The organism is Streptomyces sp. NPDC050625 (assembly GCF_040654755.1).
In the GTDB taxonomy this organism is placed as follows: domain Bacteria; phylum Actinomycetota; class Actinomycetes; order Streptomycetales; family Streptomycetaceae; genus Streptomyces.
Window position 1 is genome coordinate 1 of the sequence record NZ_JBFAIQ010000039.1, and the last position, 18,262, is coordinate 18,262.

18 protein-coding genes are annotated in these 18,262 nt (G+C 70.0%); 11 read left to right on the top strand and 7 right to left on the bottom strand.

The window, feature by feature from the left end:
* Nucleotides 1–78: 78 nt before the first annotated feature.
* The 7 genes from AB0I54_RS42150 to AB0I54_RS42180 all read right to left on the bottom strand — a co-directional run bounded on the left by AB0I54_RS42150 (nucleotide 79) and on the right by AB0I54_RS42180 (nucleotide 7,823).
* Entirely contained in the window at nucleotides 79–1,854 is a 1,776-nt protein-coding gene (locus tag AB0I54_RS42150; RefSeq protein WP_363301665.1) for a Helicase associated domain protein, read from the bottom strand.
* Between the two features lie 21 nt (nucleotides 1,855–1,875).
* Nucleotides 1,876–2,949: a helix-turn-helix domain-containing protein gene (locus AB0I54_RS42155; protein WP_363301666.1), complete on the bottom strand. Its 1,074-nt coding sequence runs from the start codon at nucleotides 2,947–2,949 to the stop codon at nucleotides 1,876–1,878.
* 360 nt (nucleotides 2,950–3,309) lie between these two features.
* Nucleotides 3,310–3,588, bottom strand: coding sequence for a helix-turn-helix domain-containing protein (locus AB0I54_RS42160; protein ID WP_363301667.1), 279 nt, complete (start codon nucleotides 3,586–3,588; stop codon nucleotides 3,310–3,312).
* Between the two features lie 182 nt (nucleotides 3,589–3,770).
* Nucleotides 3,771–4,232, bottom strand: a complete 462-nt coding sequence (locus AB0I54_RS42165; RefSeq protein ID WP_363301668.1) for a DUF296 domain-containing protein — start codon at nucleotides 4,230–4,232, stop codon at nucleotides 3,771–3,773.
* A 27-nt stretch (nucleotides 4,233–4,259) separates the two neighbouring features.
* The gene (locus tag AB0I54_RS42170) at nucleotides 4,260–5,240 is read right to left on the bottom strand and encodes an asparaginase (protein WP_363301669.1); all 981 of its coding nucleotides are present in this window, start codon (nucleotides 5,238–5,240) and stop codon (nucleotides 4,260–4,262) included.
* Between the two features lie 40 nt (nucleotides 5,241–5,280).
* Nucleotides 5,281–6,981, bottom strand: coding sequence for a helix-turn-helix transcriptional regulator (locus tag AB0I54_RS42175; protein WP_363301670.1), 1,701 nt, complete (start codon nucleotides 6,979–6,981; stop codon nucleotides 5,281–5,283).
* Between the two features lie 503 nt (nucleotides 6,982–7,484).
* On the bottom strand, nucleotides 7,485–7,823 hold the full coding sequence (locus AB0I54_RS42180; protein ID WP_363301671.1) for a GntR family transcriptional regulator: 339 nt from the start codon (nucleotides 7,821–7,823) through the stop codon (nucleotides 7,485–7,487).
* A gap of 609 nt (nucleotides 7,824–8,432) precedes the next feature.
* Here AB0I54_RS42180 and AB0I54_RS42185 point away from each other — a divergent pair.
* The 11 genes from AB0I54_RS42185 to AB0I54_RS42235 all read left to right on the top strand — a co-directional run bounded on the left by AB0I54_RS42185 (nucleotide 8,433) and on the right by AB0I54_RS42235 (nucleotide 18,162).
* On the top strand, nucleotides 8,433–8,828 hold the full coding sequence (locus AB0I54_RS42185; RefSeq protein WP_363301672.1) for a hypothetical protein: 396 nt from the start codon (nucleotides 8,433–8,435) through the stop codon (nucleotides 8,826–8,828).
* 147 nt (nucleotides 8,829–8,975) lie between these two features.
* Entirely contained in the window at nucleotides 8,976–9,170 is a 195-nt protein-coding gene (locus AB0I54_RS42190) for a hypothetical protein (RefSeq protein ID WP_363301673.1), read from the top strand.
* Between the two features lie 91 nt (nucleotides 9,171–9,261).
* Nucleotides 9,262–9,438, top strand: coding sequence for a hypothetical protein (locus AB0I54_RS42195; protein ID WP_363301674.1), 177 nt, complete (start codon nucleotides 9,262–9,264; stop codon nucleotides 9,436–9,438).
* A 112-nt stretch (nucleotides 9,439–9,550) separates the two neighbouring features.
* A complete protein-coding gene (locus tag AB0I54_RS42200) occupies nucleotides 9,551–9,688 on the top strand; it encodes a hypothetical protein (RefSeq protein ID WP_363301675.1) in 138 nt (45 codons plus the stop codon).
* A 186-nt stretch (nucleotides 9,689–9,874) separates the two neighbouring features.
* The gene (locus AB0I54_RS42205) at nucleotides 9,875–10,060 is read left to right on the top strand and encodes a DUF5999 family protein (RefSeq protein WP_363301720.1); all 186 of its coding nucleotides are present in this window, start codon (nucleotides 9,875–9,877) and stop codon (nucleotides 10,058–10,060) included.
* A gap of 52 nt (nucleotides 10,061–10,112) precedes the next feature.
* On the top strand, nucleotides 10,113–12,167 hold the full coding sequence (locus tag AB0I54_RS42210; protein WP_363301676.1) for a hypothetical protein: 2,055 nt from the start codon (nucleotides 10,113–10,115) through the stop codon (nucleotides 12,165–12,167).
* A gap of 116 nt (nucleotides 12,168–12,283) precedes the next feature.
* Nucleotides 12,284–12,787 carry a hypothetical protein gene (locus tag AB0I54_RS42215; protein WP_363301677.1) on the top strand — a complete coding sequence of 168 codons (504 nt, stop codon included), beginning with the start codon at nucleotides 12,284–12,286 and terminating at the stop codon, nucleotides 12,785–12,787.
* Complete coding sequence (locus AB0I54_RS42220; RefSeq protein WP_363301678.1) at nucleotides 12,787–13,008, top strand: hypothetical protein; 222 nt, start codon at nucleotides 12,787–12,789, stop codon at nucleotides 13,006–13,008. The genes AB0I54_RS42215 and AB0I54_RS42220 overlap by 1 nt, the downstream gene beginning before the upstream one ends.
* A gap of 1,258 nt (nucleotides 13,009–14,266) precedes the next feature.
* On the top strand, nucleotides 14,267–15,160 hold the full coding sequence (locus AB0I54_RS42225; protein WP_363301679.1) for a hypothetical protein: 894 nt from the start codon (nucleotides 14,267–14,269) through the stop codon (nucleotides 15,158–15,160).
* An 18-nt stretch (nucleotides 15,161–15,178) separates the two neighbouring features.
* Entirely contained in the window at nucleotides 15,179–15,583 is a 405-nt protein-coding gene (locus tag AB0I54_RS42230; RefSeq protein ID WP_363301680.1) for a hypothetical protein, read from the top strand.
* Between the two features lie 113 nt (nucleotides 15,584–15,696).
* The gene (locus AB0I54_RS42235; RefSeq protein WP_363301721.1) at nucleotides 15,697–18,162 is read left to right on the top strand and encodes a DNA translocase FtsK; all 2,466 of its coding nucleotides are present in this window, start codon (nucleotides 15,697–15,699) and stop codon (nucleotides 18,160–18,162) included.
* The last annotated feature ends 100 nt before the right edge of the window (nucleotides 18,163–18,262 follow it).

Here is an 18,262-nt window from a genome sequence, read left to right on the forward strand (position 1 = left end):
GGAGGCCACCTCACCGGAGTGGAGCCAGATCAACTCCGTACACCCGGAGCCACTTTTCATCCGTGCACTGGAGCCCAATCACGTGCTTACAAACACCCGCTCGAACGCCGCGCCGCCACCCCGGGAGGCCTTCGCGGGCGCCTGCTGCGGGGGCAGGGGTGTGACGCCCAGGCTGGTGAGCCGCGCACGCTGCCCCTCGGCGAGGCCTTCCCACACGACGTGCTGGCGCTGGCGGTGCAGCCACCTGCCGATGTCGGTGCCGCCCGCGGTGACGCCCGGCAGGATCTCTCCGAGCTCGGCGCCGGCCGCCAGCAGGCGCGCGACGGCGGCGTAGTTGCGCTGCCAGTCGATCGGCCAGCCGGGCCGCCAGTCGGCATCGATCGCGGCGAGCTGCTGCTCGCGCCGGGCGGCGGTCGCGGTGTCCTTGGAGAGTCCGCCGGTCTTGCGGCAGTTGGCCAGCCACTGGCCGACCGGCTTGTCGAGCGCGGTCGCGGTGACGGGGGCGGCCAGCGTGCCGGTCTCGGCGTAGTAGGCGCGTGCGACGGCGAGGTTCTCTTCCCACGCCGCGTCTGCCGGGTCCCACACCATGCCGAGTTTGTCGAGGTCGTCTGCCCGTTGGGTGGCGAGTCCGCCGGCGGCCAGTGCGCGTCGCTGGTCGGCGAGCCACCTGCCCAGCGGGTGGGAGTGTCCGTTCGGCATCAGTTCGCGGTGTTCGTAGGGGACCGAGAGGTGTCCGGTGCGCCGGTGGTAGGCGACTGCGGCCCGGTGTCCGGCTTTCCAGTTCTCGTGTTCCGGTTCCAGCAGGTTGTAGCGCACGAGCCGGGCGATCAGGGCGGGGTCGCGGTGTGTACCGAACCGGAGCAGCATCCGCTGGTCTTCCGCGCCTTCCTCGGGTGCCTCGCCTAGGTATGAGGGCTGGGCTGGGGTGCGGTGCAGCGCCTCTTGTGGGACGGCGAGCATCTCCACGGCCCGCTCGTCGAGCGCGCGCAGCCCGGTGAGCACCTTGATCAGGGGCTGGTAGGAGACCGAGTAGGGCATGTCCTCCTGGGTCTCGTCGGTGCGCAGGAAGATGGGCACGATCAGGGTGGCGAGCTTCCCCTGGCCGGGTTTTTGCCGCAGCGCCCGCCCGATTGCCTGGACGATGTCGACCGCCGACCCTTTCGGGTCGATCAGCGCCACGGAGTCCACGGTCGGTACGTCCACCCCTTCACTCAGCACCCGGCAGTTCGAGAGCACTGCTCGCCCGGCCCGTGCGCCGAACCGGGACAGCCGGTCCGCCCGCACGTCCGGATCGTGCTCACCCGACACCCACCCCGACCACACCCGCTCCGGGTACCGCTCGGGGTTCTGGGCGTGGAGCCGCGCTACCACGCGGTCCAGGCCCTCGGCGAAGGCCCGCGCCTCCACGGTCCGGTGGTGGAAGGTGATGCACCGCGTCAGCCGGTGCTCGGCCATCGTCTCCATCAGCGCCGCCTGGAGCACTGCCAGCCGCTCCCCGCGCACCGTCTCCTCGTGCCGGTCCTCGCCGTACAGCACCGCAGGCGTCAGGTGTTCGTCCCGCAGCTCCACCACCACGATCTGATACCGCGCCAGCAGCCCCCGCGCGATCGCCTCCGACAGGTCCAGCTCGTGCAGCACCGGCCCGTAAATGGCCTCGTCGTCGATGGAGCAGGCCATTTCCTCCGCCAGCCGGGCCGCCGGCACCCCCGGTCTCCCCTCCCGCGGCCACCGCCGAGGAGTCCGCTCCATCCAGATCCGGGGGGGCGCCGTCACGTAGAGCCGCCGCATCGACGGCAGCAGCTCCTGGTCGTGCACCGCCGCCCACGCCTTCCCGAGCGACCGTGGGTTATCCATCGAGGCTAGCCCGGTCACCACTCACCCGGATGTGTAGACGCGGTCCGGGTGGCATTGCGGGCACTTCTCTCCGGCGCCCAGCTCGCCGAGGGTCCGGAACCGCGCGTTGTGCCGGGCCGCCGGGGTGCCCTTGCCACATCCGCCACACCACTCCGGTAAATCGGAGCTCCCGGCGGTGGCGTTCGAGAAGAGTGGAGCTGTGGAGCGCTCAGCGTGCCGGACGAGATCCGACCAGCCACGGGCAGCCAGTTCCCGAGCGCGGTCGCACAGCCACGCCTCAGGCAGCCCTTGCGCAAGCAGTTCGACGGCCTGGCCTTCCAGCTTGGCTCGGGTCCCGTTCAGCACCGGGCGGCCAAGGGCAGCCGAGTACGCGGCCACGATGCGGCTCCCTGCTGCTTGATGCTCTAACGGATCGCGCTGCTTCGGCATTCCCGCAGCAGTCGGCGTGGCAGGGGGAGCGGAGGGAGAGTCTGTCTTGTGTAGAGCCTGCCTCTTTCTCTCTTTCGCAGGCCCGGTGGGCGCTGTCTCAACGACTGGGGTACCAGTTGCCGGAGAGAGGTGAGGGTTCTCTGAGAGTTCATTGAGGTTTAGGGGCTCATTCTGAGCCGGGGGTGGGCTCATCTTGCGCTGGGGCTGGGCTCGATTTGAGCTTAGGGTGGGCTCATTTTGAGCCCGCAGCGGGCCGGGGTCGGGCTCAAGATGAGCCTTCAGCTGGTTAGAGCCCATTCGGGGCGAGGTTCGGGCGGACTTTTGTGGACGCGGGGTCTGCTGGACTGGGGCGAACGTCAGCTGCTCGATCACGTTGTCGTGGTAGGCCGTCTTCGGCCGCGCCATCGATGCCAGTAATGGCACGTTCACTCGCGTCAGGTTCGTGATCGGGTCGCCGGTCACCGGGTCCACCCGGCGCACCGACGCGATCAGTCCCTTCTTGATCAGGCTTGCTTTGGCGCGCTTCACTGTCGCAGCCGACGTCCCGCAGTCATCGATCAAGCGTTTCTGACCAGGCCAGCAGTACCCGTGATCGTCGGTCCGGTTCGTGTAGGCGAGCAGCAGCAGTTTCTCGGCCCCATCCAGCCCTTGGGCGGCGAAGACCATGCCCATATGCTCAGCGGTCACTGAAGCACCGCCTCAATGACGGGTAGCCAGATGGAGCTGTACGACGGATGATGCTTGCTGCGCAAGTGGGTCATCTCCCCAGATAGGGGAGCCACGACCAGCGCTTGTGACCTAGCAGGAGCCCGGAGTAGTGGCGTTGCGCAATCTATTGCGCATACTCTGGGTATAGGTGACCACGCGGGCCTACGGCCCACGGGCATCACCCGGCAGTTGAGGTCACCTCGCTGCTCGCGACTCGGAGCTTTTGACAGGGCGCGAGTCGATTCGCTGGGAAGCGGTCTCCGTTGTGGCGACGGAGGCCGCTTCGCGTCTACGGGGGGCGATTGGGGTACCGCATGGCTAGCCAGCCTCTGCGAGCTCGAAGCCTTCAGCGGCTTCCGGGTGCTTTCGAGCCCAGCCCTTGAGCAGACGCAGGTAGGCAGCGCGGTGCTTGGGCCGGGGCATGGATTGACCGTTCTCCCAACGCAAGAAGGCCATCCTGTGCACCCCGAAGGCTTCGGCGACGCCCTCCTGTGTCAGACCAGAAGCCTTGCGCAGCCTGGCCCGCACCTCAGGAGGAGGCAGGGCATCAGCAGATCGGCTGAGTAGCGAATCCACGGCCTCGAATAGATCCGTCATCACTTCCCCCCTTCCATGTGTGATCCGAAACTGTACATGAATTGCTGCGTCTAGTAGTGCATTTGAGGCCGTGTCAGCGCTTCCTCTCAACGCCCTGCCCTGTAGCGACGGGGGAGGGCACTTGGGATACCCCTGTGGGTAAATGCCGGAGTAGGAACTGACCGAATTGCGATCATGCGCCCTCACGCGCCGAAGGTCAGCAGGGGCACGTCGTAGAGGCTGGGGTTCTTCGGTCGCGTCATCACAGGCGCGGTGACCTCGACTACGAGCATCTCGACGAGGAACTGCACGCGAGCACTGAGCAGATGGCTCGTGTGGCCGGTGGCCGATCGAGCCTTCTCGCCCAGTGAGGTGTGAATGTGCGGCAGGACCGAGTCCGTCTCTGCGTCGTAGGCGAGCGTTCCACACCCCATCGCCTCCACGCCGGTCAGATGGACCTTGCTCCAGACCGGGGCCTCGGGGTCCTCGAGTTTCTCACACGCACCGACGATGTTCGCCTCGGCGAAGCCAGCGATGAACATCGGGATGTAGCCGTGCCGGACGCCGTTCTGGCGGCAGAACTCGGCAAGGGTGGGAAAGAAGTCGTCGCCGTGGTCGAAGGTCACGCCGAAGGTCCGGCCGGTGGTCAGTTCGTAGCTGCGCAAGATGAGTTCCCGAGGCGGTTGGGTCGGTTAGGAGACGGTGCTGAAAGTCTGGGCGATCTGGTCCTTGTCGGCGGCGGTCATCAAAAGCAGCTGCAGCAGGATGCGCGCCTTGATCGGGTCCAGTGTGCTGCTGGAGATCAGCCCGCGCCCGAGCAGGTCCGATTCGGAGCCTGGGAAGCCGTAGGTGCGGCGGAGGACGGGGCCCGAGCCAGTGCGCGTGGCGAGAACTACGGGCATGCGTTTGGTGAGTTCGCTGAGGGCGTCCACGCATGCCATGGGGACATGACCGGCTCCGAATGCCGCGACCACCAGGCCGTCGACATGGTCGCCCAGGGCGTGCAGGAGCGCCCCGTCGTCTCCGAGGCCGACTGTGAAGATCGCGGTGCGCGCGGGCGAGGTGGCACTGCGCGGATCGATCACGGGGGAAGGGGTGGGGCGCGCCGTGATCCGCACACGGTCTTCTGCGACGTAGCCGATTGGTCCGGGGTACGAAGTGAAGGCGGTGGGGCTCGTGGCGTGGGTTTTGCGGACCCAACGGGCAGCATGGATCTCTTCAGCGAACACCACCACACACCCTGCTCCCCGCACCTCAGTGCTGGCCGCGACGCGGATGGCAGCCAACACGTTCGCGGGACCGTCGGCACCTGCCATGCTCGCGTTGCGCATGGCGCCCGTCACCACGATCGGCGTGTCCCCGGTGGTGACAAGGTCTAGCAGATACGCGGTCTCCTCGATCGTGTCCGTCCCCTGGGTGATGACCACGCCGTCGACCGCGAGCGTCTCTACCTTGAGGGCAACCTCGAGCAGGTCGGAGAAGGCCAGTGAGGCGCCGGGAAGCCGGCGGAAGTCATGAACCTCCACGTGGAAACCTGTGTCGGCAAGGCCCGGTACGGCCGCGACAAGGTCGTCGGCCGACAGCGTCGGTGTTGCGCCGCCGTCCGTCTGGGCAGTCATTGCGATGGTGCCGCCAAGAGAGAGCACCACGACGCTCCGGGCATTGTCGTCCATAATCTCTTTCCCCTTCGTGCCATGCGGGTTGTGGTGTGGGTCAGTGGTCGGCCGGGAGAGAGCCCACATACGCGCACGCGGCATCGATGCCCGCCGCTGAGACGAGCCTGCTGCGGGACTGGATCAGCCCAGATGACCCGTACCGGGCGAGCTGGCTGCACCGCTCGATGAGCCAGGACCACGGCAGCTCGAGATACTGCGCGAGAGCACGGAGCCGTCCGGCAGCCGTTGGCGCAGCGGTGATCGAGCCTGCGTTGACGTCATGCGCTGCGAGCGTGAACTCCCGGACGATCGAAGAGCGGGCCGTCACGTCGACATGCCACATCCCGTCCCCGCGGACCCAGTTGGCGATCACCGCCTCCTTGTTGGGAGCGACCACGAAGCCCTCGACGGCTTCGTACGCGGGATCCGCCGTGAACTGGGCGTGGATTCCCAACGACTCCATCAGTGCCACGGCCAGGAACAACAGGATCCGTTCATACCGCGGGGAGGAGCGGACGACGCCCTCCGGGATACAGAACGCCCGGGTGCTCGTGCTGCCGAGGGCCTTGGTGGTCTCCCGCAGGTACGGAAACTTGTGATCGAAGATCAGCCAGGCACTGGCCTCTTCCCCCCGCTGCTCCCGCGTCCAGAACGCGGGCAACGTCGGCAGATCCGGCAGCGCACGCAGGATGTGGCGAGCGCAGAAGTCCGAGCCCAGCCACATGTGGGCTACTGGGTTCAGACCGGGCGCGGCTTCCCTACTGACTGCAGACGCGGACAGCCGCTCGTACGCTCTGAGATCGCTGCGCGTCTCGGACAGAACCTGGTCATCTGCCTGCAGCGCGTCGTCGTAGTTGCTGACAGCCCAAAGAATGCCGTAGGTGAGATCGTCCAGTTCGTAGGCAGTTGGGGCGGCGACTTCGCACACGCCGTCGTTCCTCGTGATCTTTGCACGTGCCGTGCGACCGTCCAGAGCGTAGAACCTCGAGGCGCCACCGGTGTCGACTGCCCCGACCAGCAGACCGCGATGCGGCCGTGCCAGGAATTCTTCCGTGCGCCGCTGGTCAGGCACAGACACGATCACCCGGCCCCCCTCGATGCGTGCGGGGTGGACCTGGAGCGAGAGTTGCGAGCCGAGCATGGAACGGCCCCCTGGAAGAAGAGCGTGCCAGTCGACACCGAACTCAGGCGCCGGCCGGGACAGCCGAAGCCCGGACCAGGTCTCAGTCGCACTTCTTGCGAAACCGAATGGATCCTCCGCGATTGCCGCGGACGCTGGCATGGGGAAGCCAGCCACCGCTGCCGCACCGATCACCGCGCCAGCGCGCAGGAGCGCGCGTCGATCGAGTGCCACGAGCACCACCGTTCCATCGTCTAGACGTCGAGGTACGAAGATCCCCTCGCCATCCGACGCTGCCGCCTGCGATAGGGCTGTGGCCAGGTCCAGCGATGTATCGGATACATGGGAGCCTGCATCGGATACATGGCTGGGCTCGGATAAACCCCGGCTGATCTCCTGCCACAGCTCGATCACGAACCCGCCAGCACCAAGCGTCCGGTCGATCAGCTCAACCTCGCCCCGGTCCTTCGGAGGCCGCTCGCCGTTCTCCCATCGCTGCACCTTGGAGTGTGAAACGAACGTCTTGCCGGCCAGCTCCCGCATAGACAGACCGCGCGCCTCGCGCAGCTCCCGGATCACGTAACCAAGGCGGTGCTGGGGCGACTGATCCGGCGTCAGCACATTCGGCCGCTGCCCCATTTTTGAGCCCCCTCCATGTATCCAAGTCTCTGTATCCGGCCGACGGATACACGGCAACCGTAGAAGTCACCGAAGATCACGCCTACACCTGGAGTACCGGCTCCTTCAGCCGGCTGCCACCAACTACCGCTCCAGGGGGGCGAGATGACCACACTTCGTCATGCCCACAAAGTTCACCATGTGGCCGATGCGCACGGTCGGACCATTGACCTCACGCCCGGCGGATCGGCGCACGTGCACACCTCCGCTGACACGAGACCTGCAGGAGGGCCCCAGCTGCGCGGGCATCCTCGCGCCGCCGTGATAGTTCACGTCGCCGCCATCCTTACCGGCGGACTGGTCACATCGGTACTTCTTGTAGTGCTGCGCGACATGGTCACCACCGTGGCCAGCACTAGCGCAACCGGGCTGATTGTGAAGGCCCTGCTGGCGCACTCCGATAGGCGGGGCCGGTGAGAGCTGTGCCTGACGCGGTCGTGTCCACCCGAATCTATGGCACCTGGTCAGCTTCTCTTGCCGTCGCCTGCTTCAAGTCGCTCCAGCCGCTCGGTCAGTTCAGCCACTTTCTCCTCCAGTCGTTTGATCGCTTGGGAAGTCGGATCGGCGACGGCGTCGACAGCCGACTCGCGAATGAAGGATCCGCGCCCCTGGTGGGAGTAGACGACGCCCTCCGTGCGGAGCTCCGCGAGGGCTCGCTGCACCGTGCCTGGGGCGACGCCGTAGTGGTCCGCGAGCTCTCGGGTGCTGGGCAGCTTGTCGTTGCCCTTCAGCCGACCAAGCCTGACCTGGTCCTTCACGTCTTGCACGATGCGCTGGTAGGGCTGCAGGTCCTCGGCCGTCATGAGCCACATCGTAAGGCTCCCTCGTTGATCTAGATAGCTTTCCCAACTTGGTTGACACGGTCTGCTGGGTGCTGCACTGTACCAATTAAGTTAAGTAAGTCGGCAAGGTTGGCGCCCGGAAGTCCCCTCCCCCGAGGGAGGGGCCAAGGAAGCGCTCGCTGCTTGAGAACTCCATATGGGACACCCGGAGCCACGACAAGCCGGCACCCCCGAGTACGAGATCTGCGGAGGGGCGCCATCAGGTGAGTCCTCTGGTCACCCGGGATCAGGCAACAGCGACAAGCCGTCGGCCCTGCCTGCGCGACTAGCACGTACCTTCCGCAATGCCACCCTCGCGGGCAGACAAGTGAGCCGAACGCGCAGGTGAGACAAGGGCAAAGATCGCGGGCCCCGTTGGAAGTAGTTGACCGGTTCGAGTCCGGTCCGGGGCACTGCGGCACCAACGTGCCGTGCCGTCGACCATCGTCCGCCTCGCGCGGGCCTGGTGGCTGGCGGAGTGCGCAGGACGCACTACCCGCCATCCCGGCGGGACCACACAGCGACGAACCCCCAGGGATTGCGCCCCTGGGGGTTCTTGTCGCAGGTCACCCCATGGAAGGACCGACCTGCATGCCCAGCATCATGGCACTCCCCGTCGTTGCAGACGACACCGAAAAGCCCCAGCTTCCTATGCGGCCCACCCCGCACGAGCGGGATGGCCGCCAGCCCTCCGATCCCGGGGGACGTCCTCACTCGCAACGAGACGCCCGGGTCGACGGGCAGATCGGCCCCCGCGCCGTCGGCGCGATCTACCAGACCAGCGTCAGCGCGTACGAGGTGCTGGCGGTCATCCGCGATCCCGAGCGCGCGAGCGCGCTCCTGAAGCGCTGCGCGCTGTGGGCGGTGATCGTCCGCGACATCACGCGCGCGGACAGCGAGCCGTACGCAGTCGGCGACACGTGGACGACGTCCGACTACCTGGTCCGCGCGGGCCGGACACCGGAGTCGTTCGCGACGGCGGCCTGACGATCCGCCACGGTCCCTCTCCCACCCCACCAGAGCGTCACGGGGTGTGAGACGGAGCGTGGCTGGCCGTCCGGCCAGTCAAAGGGCGGCGGCCCCGGAGCTCTGACCCTCCGGGACCGCCAGTACAGGACCTGACAAGGAGGCCCTGTGATCGACAGCATGACACGCCCCCGGCCCGCCCCGGCAGGCCAGGACGCCAACCGCCGTTTGGGCGCTCACCTCCTGGACGTTGTCCGCGGCCAGGACGCTGTGATCCCCGCCGAACGGCGCGCGCCGCGCACCGTCGCGGAGATGCGGGCCCGCCTCGCAGCCGCCGGTGCTGGCGAGGAGGTGACGGCATGATCACCACCATCCTCAGCCTCACCGACGAAGAGCGCGCGGAACTGTCCCGCAGGGTGCGGGAGGCCAACAAGCGGTCGGAAGACCGGCCCAAGTGACCGACCTGTACGACCGCTACCAGGCGGCACACACCGCGCACCGCACCCACCGCACCACCTGCAAGTCCTGCACCGACACCAGCCGCTGCCCCGTCGGGCAGCGGCTGTACGAGAGCTTCGCCTCGTTGCAGGACGCCCACCTCAGCCGCCAGTTGCGGCAGCGAGGCCGCTGAGCCATCACCCCCGCACCGGCATCGCCACCTCTGCCGGTGGCCTCCCCCGCCCGTACTGGCCTCTGCCGGTGCGGGCGGGGGAGGCGCCTCCCATCTCAAGTAAGGGACCGTCATGCCCGACATGCGCACCGACGTGTACCAGGACCACCCGACGCCCGACGTCCCGCAGCAGGATCTCAACGCCCTGGACTCCGCCGTGGACGTCCTGATCGCCGTCTCCTCTCTCGCGGAGAACACGGACCAGGTCTGACCTGCCGGTTGCCTGACCCGCCCGGCCCCGCTCCCGCTTCTGCACGGGTGGCGGGTCCGGGCGGCGTCCAGGGGAGCCGCGCAGCCGCGCAGCCCACCACCCCGGACCCGGAGGCATCGCATGCGCACGATCCCGGTACCGACCCTGCTCGACGACTCCGGCCTGACCCGCCGCCAGCCGCGTTCCCTGTGCCTGCACACCCCGCCGTGCCCGACGTCCGACAGCACGGACGCGGAAGCCGCCCGGGTCGTGGCCGGCCAGCCGGAGCAGGGCTGGAGCCTGCTCTGCAACGGCGCCTTCGTGTTTGAGGACACGGGCGAGCTGCTGCCCGACGGGCGGATCGTCGCCCCGCACCGGCCGCCCGCGACCTGATCCCCCTCATATGCCGCCCGCCCGGGTGGCATCCGACCTGGAAGGAGGCGGCGTGGCCGCCAGGACCCGCAAGAGGCCCACCCCCACCCCGAGGAAGACGACCACCGCCGCGCCCACCCCGCCCGCGGCCAACCAGGCCGGGCAGGAGACGGCGTCGGCCACGGACACCAGGGACCGGGCCGCCGACATCATCGAGACCGCACGCGAGCAGGCCGCTGCCCTCCAGACGGAGGCGGAGACCCGCGCCGCGCAAGCCGTCGCCGACGCCCACGACCGCGTCTCCGTGATGCTCGCCGACGCGCAAGAGCAGGCGGCCGGCATCACCGCCGACGCCGACCGTGAGGCTGCCGAACTGAAGGAGACGGCCGGCCAGGACGCCACCGCCACGCGCGGCGACGCCGACCGGATCCTGACCGAGGCCCGCGACCGCGCCTCCGTGATCCTCGCGGAGGCCCGGGCGCAGGTCGCCGACCTGACCGAGCAGGCCGGCGCCGACCACGACCTGGCCCGCATGCAGGTCGCCGAACTCCGGCGGGTGGCGGAGGCCAACCTCGCCGAGACTGACGCCCTGGTGGAGCGCCGCCGCACGGAGGCCGGGCAGATCCTCGCCCGTGCCCACGAGCACGCGCAGCAGCTGGCGGCCGCCGCACAGACGGAGGTCGACCAGGCTGGTGCACGTGCCGCGCAGCTCGCCGAGGTGGCGGCCGCCGCCTACGACGCCCGCCGGGCGGAGGCGGAGACGCTGTATGGCGACGCGGTCACCGCCGCCGATACCCGCCGCCGCGAGGCCGACCAGGCCGTCACCGCCGCGCACGCCGAGGCGGAGCGGATCCGCGCCGAACTGCGCGATCAGCTGCGGGAGATGGGCGAGGCGTTCGACAAGAACGCGACGGAGAAGCGGGCCGCCCTGGACGCCGACCTCGCCAAGTTACGTGCGGCGTGCGACGACCAGCGCGCTCGCCTCCAGCGCGAGGCCACCACCGTCACCACGCAGCTGCGGGAGACGGCGCAGAAGGAAGCCGCCCGGATCGTCGCCGACGCACAGAAGAAGGCGGCGGCCGTCACGGAGCGGGCGCAGGCCGACGAGGCCCGCGCCCGCCGGCTGCTGGACGAATTGAAGGAGGCCCGGCGGGAGGCTTCCCGCTGGCGTGGTCTGCATCGCAGGGTCGGCCGTGCGGGCTGGCGGACCGCGCCGTGGATCGCCCTGCTCGCCGGGATCGGCCTCGCCGCGTCCGGCGAGTACGAGCTGGCGCACATGGTCGGCATCCACCCGTACGTCGCCCCGCTCTTCCCCGTCAGCATCGACGTGTACTGCGTCACCGCGTTCCGCACCCGGCGGGACATCCCGGCGGCGCTGCTGCTGATGGCGTCGGCGAACGTGACGTACCACCTGTCCGAGCAGGCCCACATCGTCAAGGCGGGCCAGTCGGCGCCGTGGCCGTTGACCACCTTCGTGGTGCTGATCTTCGTGGCCGTCATCTGGCGCGTCCACACGCTCATGCACCACGCCGGTACGGACGGCCACGGCGGTACGGACACGCCCGTACAGACGGGCGGGCGTACCGGTACGGCCGCACGTACAGACGGCCCGGCGCCCGCCCGTACAGCCCCGGCCGGGACGCACTCGTACGCGGCTCCCGCTGGTACGGCGCCCGTCCGTACAGCTCCCGGTCCGGCTGGTACGCAGCCTGTACACGGCGCCCCGCACGGCACCGGTCAGGCGGCCGCGAATGCGGGCCCGACCGGCGCGAACCGTGGCCGTACCAGCGGCGTACAGGCTGCCCCGTCCGGGACGGCGCGTACTAGTACACCGGGCCCCGCCCGTACGAGCGCGGCCGGACATGGAAGCGGGACGCGTACCAGTACGGTCTCCGCCCGTACGGCCCCGTCCGGGACGGTCCCCGCCGGGCGTACCGGTACGGCGACCGCGCCCCGTACGGACGCCGATCTGCTCCCGCTCGTACAGACGCTGCCGCGCGAGGACGACGGGTACGTCAACATCTCCCGCGCCCGCACCGAGCTGTCCGTGAACCAGCCGCGTGCCATCCGGCTGCTCAGCCAGGCCGGCCTGCTGCGTCCCGTGGACGCCGACAAGTACCTCACGTGATCCGGCATCACCAGTGAGGGCCAGCCCACGGGAATTGGGCTGGCCCTCGCTGCGACTGCCGGAAGCAAGTCGACAGCCCGTCAAGTACACCACCCCGTCCCGAGGAGAACCCCCTGATGAGCAAGGACATTGCCACCCGTGTCACAAACGGCGTGCAGGCCCTCGCGCTGCCCGGGCAGCGCGAGGGCTGGCAGGCCCAGCACCGTGGCAGCCTGCTGACCGACGCCCAGGCCTACGACGCGCTCGCCGACGCGCTCCAGGCCGACCTCAAGGCCCGGCCCCTTGACGGGGACATGCCCTGGTCGGCGGCTCTGCGGGCCCGTAAGCGGGTCAAGCCGCTGCGGGACGTCGCGAAGGCCATGCGCAAGGCTGCCAGGGCCATCAACGCGACTGTGGCGGCCTACGAGGAGACCCAGCCGGAAGTGGTCGCCCAGCGGCGTGAGGACAAGGCGCTGAGGAAGGCCCAGCGCAAGCAGCAGCTGCAGGCCGTCGCACACAACAGCGCACAGCAGACCTTGCAGCGGCTCGCTCCGGCCGACACCGACGACGGTCCGGCCGGCCAGGTGAAGGTGCTGGGTGACTTCTTCGGCCCGAACAGCCAGCGGCGGCGGGGTGCTTGATGGGAGCTCCGCAGCTGTCCCCGAGGAAGGCCGCCTACTGGAACAGCAGATTCGAACAGGCCCGTGCTCAAGGGGAGCGCGGGCCGGAGGAGTTCTTCCGGGTCTGGCTCGACCTGGTGAAGGTTTCCGCGGTCCAGAAGGTCCGACGCACCGGCGATCACAGCGTGTTCAACGGCTTGTCGGCGGAGCTGGAACGGATCTACCGGGATCACTGTCAGTAATCGTCATTGTCATCATCATCACCGCCGGAATCGGGGTTGACGGGGGTCCCAACCACGCGTACGCGTACGCGTGCGAGGCGGCGCCCTCCCGTCACCGGCGGTCACCAGGAAGGGAGGGCGTGTGTCCGACGACGACAGCCTGGACAACGTGGTCTCATTACCCCGGATCGGCTCCCCGCCGCCCCCGCCCGTCCCGTCCGTACCGGACCTGGACGGCGACGGCGGGGACCCCGATGAAGAGCCTGGGCATGTTCGAATTTCTGCGTTCGATGCCCCGGAAGTACCCCATGCGCCGCGCACCTCGGAGACGGTGCCGGCGTCGCTGCGCAGCGAGGGCTTGCCCGACGGACCGGTACCCGATGCGGGGCCGCCCCGGACGGGCGCGTTGTCGTTGGCGGCGATCCTGGCCATCGCTCTGGCCGCGTTCAAGGGGTTGCAGACCTGGATTCAGGAATCCGGGCCTCGCCGCGCCGAGGCGGCCGCGCACCAGCGGGAGCTGGAACTGCTGGGCGCGAAGGCCACCGCGGACGCCACCCGGCACGCCGCGGAAGCCGATGCCGCGCGTGCCCGGGCGCGCCGTGTCCCCTCCAGTCACGAATACGGCCGCAGCGCCCTCGGACGCGGCCCTGGTGGCCCTGTGCGGGGTGGTGGTGGCATCGGTTCCGGCAGGTCGGGAATGGGCCGCAGCGGGCTGGGTGGCGGCGCTGTGCAGGGGCGGTCGACCGGGCCGTCCGGGCGCTCCTCCTGGGGTCGAGGTGGCACCGGCGGGGCGGGCTCCGGCAGTGGTGGGGGCCGGCACAGTGGGTCGTCTGGAAGAAGCAGCAGCGGCTCTGGCCGAGGTGGTGGGCCGTCAGGCAGCGGTGGCTCCGGCAGTTCTGGCGGCCGCGGCGGCTCGGGTGGCGGTTCGCAGGCTGCCGGGTCGGGGCGCCGTTCGGCGCGCCAGGCCGTCGCCGACTGGTGGCACAGGAAGAAGTCCGGCGGCACGGGGGCGAGCCCGGGTTCGAAGAACCCAGGCAGTACCGCGGGCGTTGGCGCGGCCGCCACGAAGGCCGCGGTCCGCACTGCGCGGTCCGGGCCGACGTTCTGGGAGGCCGCTGGTGACCGGCTGAATGACCGGTGGAAGGCCCGCCGGTCCAGTGGCGGCGCTTCGGGCGCTGCCCAGGGCGGTACTGGTCCTCGGCAGGCCGCCGGTGGTGCTGGTGGCACGGGACCCGTCAACAACGGCACCGGCTGGACGGCGCCCGGCGACCGGACGGGCTTGTGGGATGCCGTCTACGAGACCGTGAACGACCGCTGGAAGAAACGCCAGAGCCACTGGAAGGCCAACGGCGGCGGCCCCCGCAACCGCACCCATGGCAAAGACTCAGCAGCCAACAGCGGCACGGGGCGCGGCGCCGGTGCGGGCGCCGGCGGCTCAAGACCCGGCTACGGACCGAGGGCGTCCTACGGACCAAGGGCGTCCTATGGACCGAGGACGTCACCGTTCGACACCGACCCGCCCGGCCCCGTGACGATCACCGTGGAGCAGGTCGACCCGCCCGGCGCCCATGCCAAGCGCTGGGAACCGACCGCGATCGGCCCGGCACAGCGGCAGCTGCCCCGCCAGGGACCGCCCGCCCTGCCGCGCGCGCCACAGCGGCCGGCAGGACAGCGGCCCGGCACCACCCGCAGAAAGGACCCCATCCCGATGGCAGCAGCCCCCGCAAGGACCGGCACGGCCTCCGCACCGGTCGCAGCGTCGCTGCCGGCACCGGGCGGCATGTCCGCCCAGCACGCCACCGAAATTCGGCTCGATGACGCGCTGAGGGCACTCACGCTCCTGACCACGGCCGGCATGGAGACCCACGACGAGTGCGCGGAACTCGCCCGCCAGGCCCGCCGGCTGCTGAGCGAGCTGGAGACGATGGCGGACGATCTCACGGAGAACCACAACGTGAGCGGCCCGCGCACCTTGCAGGCCGTGGCGGTGCTGATGGAGGCCGTCGCGCAGCTGGTGGTGCAGGCCGAACGCATGGCCAGGGCCGCGCTGGACGCCGCTGAGATCGCTGAAGCCGAGGAAACGACGATGGCCCGCGACTACCGGCCCACCCAGGACGCGACCGTCGACGCCGGCCTGGCCGCGCCCAGCGCCCGCATCCACAACGAGAACTGATCGGAAGGAGGCGCCCCCGTGGGGCAGATCGCACCCGCCGTCGGCGCGGACGGAGCCGCCAACGGCTACACCGTCCTCGTCACCAAGTTCACGGCGCTGCAGCACGCTGCGGCCCAACTGCTCGAGCATGCCGAGTACGTGGCGCAGCGCATGCGCGCCAACGCTGATGCGGCCGTCACTGTCGCCGAGTTGTGCGCGGCCGCCGAAGTCGACCCCCGTCACGTCGCCGGGGTCGCCGATGTCGGCGAGGCCTTCGGCCGGGTCGTCGGCGGCTGCAAGCGGCTGATGTCCGCGGCCGACTCGATGCACCAGGCCGCCGGCCACCTCAAGAGCGAGCACCAGGCCGAATACGGCGGCATCCATGCCGCCGCCACAGCCTCCAACGCCCGCCAGGCCAAGCCCGGCTTCTACCGGCCGCTCTGACCACCACACCCGCACCGCCCTCGTGGGGCCGCACCCGGGATCGGGTGCGGCCCCACCGCATTCCACTCCGTACCTCTACACCCGTCAGATCAGGAAGGACTGGATCCGTCGTGATGCGCAGGATGCCCGCACGGGCGAAGGCAGAGATGGCCGCCTACGGGGCATCCGCTGCCGCCCTCACCTACGTGCCCTCCATGGACCTGCTGGCCGCCCACGCCTCCGTCGCCGCCGTGAGCGGCGGCTGCGTGTGGTGGCTGTACCGCAAGGTCAAAACCAAGGATTTCCGCAAAGTGATCCGGACTGCGCAGAAGGTCCTGGGTCCCGTCACCGGCGGTGCCGTCTACGCCGTCTCCGCCTGCACCCCTGGCCGCCCGTGGTGGGAGCCGGTGCTCGCGCTCGGCTGGGGTGCCGGCATGGCCGCCGCGCTGCCCGTCACCCGCGCCAGCTGGACACCCGACGCGACCGTGACCGCAGCGGCCTACCCGCCCGGATTCACCGGCCTGGTGATGCGTCTGTGGGCCGAAGCGGAGGTCGCTCCCGGCACCTGGCTGGAGAACGTCGAGCAGCTGGCGTCGCCCGCCCACCCCGACTTCGCCGCCGACATCGTCGCCCCCGTCGGCAAGCCCGTCCCGCGTATCGACCTCGTTGACGTCGCCGCGGCGTTCGGGGTGCCCACCGCGTGCGTGGACGTACAGGAAAAGCCGAACACCGGCCCCGGCAGGGCGCAGCTGACCGTGACGCCGACCCGCGTCCGCAGCGGCAGCCTGAACAGCGTCTGGGCGGAACGAGTCGCCAAACCGGGCGGCGCGGTCCCCGGCAGCAGCATCGTGCGCGTCGAACGGCACGAAGCCCAGGGGCAGATCCCGGCACGCGGGATGATCCTCGCCGAGGTCGAGCCGGGCCAGGTCGCCCGCGTCTCCCACGCCCAGCTGTGCACCGCGTTCGGCGTCAAAGCCTCCGAACTGCGGCTGGTCGCTGAAGCCGACGGCGGCTCACAGGTCCTGGTCACCCTCTACGAGAACTCCCCGCTGACCGGCATGCGCCCGGCCACCCGCGAGCTGCTCACCCCTGACGCGGACGGCTACTGGGTGCTGGGCACCGCCCACGACGGCACCGACGTCGAGGCCCGCCTCTTCGACGAAAAGGGCGCCGTGCACGGCTACGTGGTCGGCGTCACCGGTTCCGGCAAGACCGTGGTGATTGTGCTGGGGCTGGCCGCCCAGGCCAACGCGGGCGCTGTCTCCTGGCTTGCCTCCCTGGACCCGGACGCACAGCTGGCGGCCGCCGGACAGTACATCGACCGCCAGGGTGCCGGCCGCGCCTACGCCGCGCGCGCCACGCGGGCCGCGGTCGCGCTGATGACGATCCGCGGTGAGATCAACAAGGAAGTGGGGCACGACTTCTCCCCGGCCTCCCCGTACCCGTTGCTCGTGCTGGACCTGGACGAGTTCAACGGGCTGTGCGACGACTCCCCCGCCGGGCAGGAAATCGCCCAGAACGCCGTGTACATCGCCGAACGCGGCCGTAAGTACGGCATCGGCGTCCTGTTCGCCGGCCAGATGCTGGACCTCGCCCGCATCGGCGGCGACCGGTCCCTGCGCGAACAGACCCGCTCCGGCACCGGCGTGGTGCTGCGCACGGTCTCCGGCATCTCCGACCGGCAGGCCACCGAAGGCATGCTCCCCGACGGCGTCACGCTGCCCACGATCCCCACCGTGGTCGGCGGCGGCCTGTCGCTGGAAGACCGCATGAACGGCGTTACCCTCGCCGCCCGCGGCCAGTCCACCGCCGGCATGGGACACGTGCTCACCGGCGGGGAGACCCCCCGCATGATGCGCGCCCTGTACGTGCATCTGCCCAAGGACGGCACCGGCCACAACCTCGACGACATCTTCCCGCAGGGCGGCACGGTCAACACGCTCACCGACCGCGAGATCGACGCACTGGCCGCGATGGGTGACCTGTACGGCGACTGGGACTCCCCCGTCGACGACTACGCCACCGACGGCGAAGGCAGCCGGGGCAACGGCGGCATGCCGGCGGTCCCCGCCTTCCTGGCGCCCGCGCCCGTGGTCAAGCCGAAGAAGACGACGGTGAAGGACCAGATCCTGGCCGTGGTCGACCGGGAGATGACGGCCAAGGAGGTCCGCGAGCAGGTCGACGCGGCCGCGGGCACCGTCCGCAACGCCCTCAGCGACCTGGTCGCCGAAGGCAAGCTCACCCAGGTCGACCACGGCGTGTATGCGCCCGTCGGCAGGGACACCGTGGCCGCTGTCGAGCAGGACGTCCCAGAGCCGCAGCCGGGCAACGGCCGGCTGCCGGACGGTGTCAGCGGCGAGCTCGTCATCCTGGCCGCCGACCTCATCGTCAGCAGCCAGTTCGGATCGCCCTCGATGCTGCAGCGCAAGCTCCGCGTCGGCTTCGCCCTCGCCGGGCGTCTGATGGACGCCTTGGAGCAGCTCGGCATCGTCGGACCCGCCGACGGCAGCAAGGCCCGCGCCGTCCTGGTCAAGCCGGACGCCGCAGACGACGTCCTGCGGGAGCTCCGCGCGGATCTCGCCCTGGCCGCCGACGACTGACCCACCCCCGCCCCCGGGCCCCGGCACCTGTCGGGGCCCCGGGCGCCCGCTGCCCGGACTCGCCCGCCCGGGCGCCGTCCGCTCACCCCTTGGAAGGACA